A 2,638-nucleotide genomic window follows, 5' to 3' on the forward strand; every position below is an offset into this window, starting at 1 on the left:
GGCATTGTACAAGCCGTCAACACAACGCCCATATCAGCGAGTCAAGGGAAGTTCTGTATCGTTGGCATCCGTGGTACGGGCACACGGTATGGATTTTCACCACGATAGAAAGGAAGAACGGCGAGTCAGTGCTGCGCTGTGCGCGAGAGCCGTCGGACACGGCGGGCTTGCTGGAGGTGCCGCAATGGATGTTCGATCCCGTTGCCTGCTGTCGCATTACTTGGGCAACGTCTCCCGCCGCCAGCTGTGAAGCATTGAGGGAACTGAAGTACCTGCTGGCGCAGGCGCCTGCTGCCGGGCAGCTCGATATGGTACAAGCCGGGCACCATCCTTTGCTCCGTACAGGAGGTGCTGATGCGACGCCAGACCAGCCCGCAACCGGGGGCTCAACTCGACCTGTTTCATCCTTTCCCGAAGACGCCACAGTGGACGCACCTGCCGCAGGAGGTCCGGCAGGAGACGGTGCGTTTGCTGGCGCAACTGCTGCGGCAACACCGTCGCGGCCTGTTCGCCGTCGTACACGAGCCGGAGGTGCGCGATGAGTGACAAGATTCGGGCACAGCATCTGACGCGCAAGGTCATGCTGTACGTGCGCCAGTCGTCGGCCTACCAGGTCAGCCACAATCTGGAGAGCCAGAAGCTGCAGTATGCGATGCAGGATCGTCTGCACCAGTTGGGCTGGAACGAGATCGAAGTGATCGACGAGGATCTGGGGCGCTCTGCGGCCGGAACGCAAACGCGCACGGGCTTCGAACGAATGGTGGCAGAGGTCTGTCTTGGGCACGTCGGCGCAGTTGCGGCTCGCGAGGTGTCGCGATTTGCGCGCAACAGCCGCGAGTGGCAGCAACTGGTTGAGGTGTGCCGCATCGTCGACACGGTGCTGATTGATCAGGAGACTGTGTACGCGCCACGGCAGAGTAACGATCGTTTGCTGCTCGGCTTAAAGGGTAGCCTGAACGAATACGAGCTGGATCTGCTGCGTCAGCGTTCGCTCGAAGCTCGGCGGGAGAAGGCCAGACGCGGTGAACTCGTCATCGTGGCGCCGGTGGGTTACTGCAAGACCGGGGACCAGCGCCTGGAGAAGGATCCGGATTTGCGCGTGCAGGACGCCATTCGCTCGGTGTTCCGCCAGTTCGGCGCGATTGGATCGGTACGTCAGACGTTGTTATGGTTCCTGGAGCACAGCCTGCAGTTGCCGGCATGCACGCCGCGCGGCGAAATCCAATGGAAACGCCCGAGCTATGGCACGGTGTACCGGATTCTGACCAACCCGATCTACGGTGGCGCGTATGCCTATGGCAAGACTGAATGCACGATCAGTTACGAAGGCGGGAAACAGCACAAACGTGATCGCCGCAAACCTCGGGATCAGTGGCTTGCGCTCATTCCCGATGCCCACGACGGGTACGTTCAGTGGGACGAATTCGAGCGGATCCAGCGCGCAATCAATGGCAACCTGCGTCTGGCCGGACACGCTGGTGCACCGAAGAGCGGCGAGGCCCTTCTGGCGGGACTGTTGCGCTGTCGGCGCTGCGCGAGCAAGCTGACGCTACACTACACGGGTAACAGGCACGACGCCTTGCGCTATAGCTGTCATCGCGGCTGGATGGACAAGGGACAACCGCGTTGTATTGCGTTCGGTGGCACACGCGCGGACGCGGCCATCTCCGGGGCGGTCTTGCAGGTCGTTCAACCGGCGGCAATTGAGACAGCAATCGTGGCGCGCGAAGAAGAGACCCTGAAGCAGGACGAAGTGCTGGCCGCGTTGCAGCGCGATCTTCAGGCTGCACGCTACGCCGCGCAACGCGCGCAGAAACAGTACGATGCTGCTGACCCCGAGAACCGGCTTGTCGCCGACGAACTGGAGCGGCGCTGGAATCATGCGCTGCTGCGCGTGGAGGAAGTGGAGTCGCGTATCGAGCAACAGTCGCGCACATCCGGCCAGATACCGCCTGCCCAGCCTGATGAGTTTGCCGATCTTGCCACCGCGTTGGAATCGATCTGGCCGCAGGCGGACGCCCGCCTGAAGAAGCGTATTGTGCGCACCCTCATCTACGAAGTCGTGGTTGACGTTGATGACGCAACGAGCGAGATCGTGCTCGTCATTCACTGGAAAGGCGGGGTACATACCGAGATTCGCGTGCCGCGGCGGCGTCGCGGCGAGAACACCACGCATACGTCACGCGAAGCGATTGATGCCGTGCGGCAGCTCGTCCGTATCTGTCCGGATCTGGCGATTGCTGGCGTGCTCAATCGCAATGACCTGCGAACCGGCCGGGGTAACTTCTGGACCCAGGAGCGAGTCACCGCGTTGCGTAGCCACCATCAGATCCCTGTCTATTCGAGCGAGCGACGTGCCGCTGAAGGATGGATGACGTTGACCGAGGCATCGGCGTTCATCGGTGTGAGCCCCGGAACGCTCAGGCTCGCAGTCGAGCGCAACGAAATCCCAGCCGAACATCCGTTGCCCAACGGCCCATGGATCTTCAATCGCAATTCGCTGACCGGGGACGCAGTTACCGAACTCGTCGGACGGGCTCGCGCACGGCGCGGACACCCCACGATACCAACGACACAACAGGGCTCTCTAGATTTATCAACAACATAGCGAGGTTGGGCAGTATGAAACGCACTTGTA

The 2,638-nt window shown here is 61.5% G+C and carries 2 protein-coding genes; both read left to right on the forward strand.

Annotated elements, in window-relative coordinates; genetic code table 11:
- The first annotated feature begins 354 nt into the window (after positions 1-354).
- On the forward strand, positions 355-546 hold the full coding sequence (locus QYH69_RS35700; RefSeq protein WP_028208872.1) for a hypothetical protein: 192 nt from the start codon (positions 355-357) through the stop codon (positions 544-546).
- Positions 539-2,608, forward strand: a complete 2,070-nt coding sequence (locus tag QYH69_RS35705; protein WP_308836315.1) for a recombinase family protein — start codon at positions 539-541, stop codon at positions 2,606-2,608. Before QYH69_RS35700 ends, QYH69_RS35705 begins: the two co-directional genes overlap by 8 nt.
- The last annotated feature ends 30 nt before the right edge of the window (positions 2,609-2,638 follow it).

It is taken from the genome of Paraburkholderia sp. SARCC-3016 (assembly GCF_031119615.1).
Taxonomy (GTDB): Bacteria; Pseudomonadota; Gammaproteobacteria; order Burkholderiales; family Burkholderiaceae; genus Paraburkholderia.